The 1,282-nt window shown below is 66.5% G+C and carries 2 protein-coding genes; one reads left to right on the forward strand and one right to left on the reverse strand.

Translation table 11 applies throughout. The features are described 5' to 3' along the window. Positions 1 to 87: 87 nt before the first annotated feature. Complete coding sequence (locus ACWIF2_RS40730; protein ID WP_004002642.1) at positions 88 to 501, reverse strand: SsgA family sporulation/cell division regulator; 414 nt, start codon at positions 499 to 501, stop codon at positions 88 to 90. A 191-nt stretch (positions 502 to 692) separates the two neighbouring features. Here ACWIF2_RS40730 and ACWIF2_RS40735 point away from each other — a divergent pair, with 191 nt between their 5' ends. After that, on the forward strand, positions 693 to 1,151 hold the full coding sequence (locus ACWIF2_RS40735) for a TIGR02611 family protein (protein WP_454366748.1): 459 nt from the start codon (positions 693 to 695) through the stop codon (positions 1,149 to 1,151). The last annotated feature ends 131 nt before the right edge of the window (positions 1,152 to 1,282 follow it).

The raw sequence follows: 1,282 nt of genomic DNA on the forward strand, positions 1-1,282 counted from the left end.
GGCGCCGGTGTATCCCGTATGCGGTTGTCCAAGCCCGAGCCGTCTCCCCGAGTCGACGGCGCCGGGCGGCTTTGTGAGGGCCTCGCCCTAGCTTTCCGCCAGGATGTGCGAGAGCTCCTGATCGAGGTCGAAGTGCCGGTGCTCCGTGCCGGGCGGCACGGCGGCGTCGGTCCGCTTCAGGAAGGACTCCAGGGCCCGTGCCGGGGCCTCGAGCAGGGCCTCGCCCTCCGGTGAGCTCAGGGCGATGCACACGACACCCTGGCCGTGACTGCGCGACGGCCAGACGCGGACGTCGCCGGTGCCGGTAGGGCGGTGAAGTCCCTCGGCGAGGAGGTCGCGGGCGAACACCCACTCGACGGTCTCCTCGGCTCCGGTGTGGAAGGTGGCGTGCACGGCGTAGGGGTCGGCCGTGTCGTACCGCAGGCCTGCGGGGACAGGCAGGGAGGACTCGCTCGACACAACGAGGCGCAGGTGCAGCTCGCAGCTGACCGTGGTGTTCATAAGCGCCAGGGCCTTTCGCTCAGTGTGCGCTCGGGGATTCGCACGTCGGCGAAATCGACATGCCACCTACGGTGCCGTTGTAAACCCCTCTGAGTGTTTTGCGTGCCTTTACGTAACTCTTCCGGCCGAGAGATCGTTCGCGTCGTGCGTCCATTCCGGTGACTGGTTTCGCTCGGGTAGTGTTTGGCCGTATGAATACGGGGAGTAACGAGCCGGGCGAGGTGGCCGTGGCGTCGGACGAGACGGGGATGGACGAGGTGCACAGCGAGCAAGAGCGGGGGCTTGGCTCGCGGGCACCGGAATTCATCAAAGCGCGCCGAGCGCTGCACGTGAGCTGGCAGGTCGGGGTTTTCATCATCGGGCTCGCGGTCGTGGTGGCCGGCATCATCATGCTGCCCCTGCCGGGGCCGGGTTGGGTCGTGATCTTCGGTGGCATGGCGATCTGGGCGACCGAGTTCGTGTGGGCGCAGCTGGTGCTCCGCTGGACCAAGCGGAAGGTCACCGAGGCGGCGCAGCGTGCCCTCGACCCCAAGGTGCGGCGCCGGAACATCATCCTGACGACCATCGGGCTGGTGGTCGTGGGCGTACTGGTCGGTATCTACTTGTGGAAGTTCGGCATAGTCATGCCGTGGAAGATCAAGGACCAGTGAGTCGCGTGGGGGTGCCGGGGTCGGTCTTGCGCTGGTCACAGGCACCCCCTGACATGGGGTAATGTTCTTCCTGCGTCCGGGCGATTAGCTCAGTGGGAGAGCGCTTCGTTCACACCGAAGAGGTCACTGGT

The sequence above is a fragment of the Streptomyces sp. NPDC055506 genome (assembly GCF_053643595.1).

Coding starts and splice junctions, on each gene's coding strand:
- ACWIF2_RS40730 (WP_004002642.1), bottom strand. CDS start 501: ATGAACACCACGGTCAGCTGCGAGCTGCACCTGCGCCTCGTTGTGTCG.
- ACWIF2_RS40735 (WP_454366748.1), top strand. CDS start 693: ATGAATACGGGGAGTAACGAGCCGGGCGAGGTGGCCGTGGCGTCGGAC.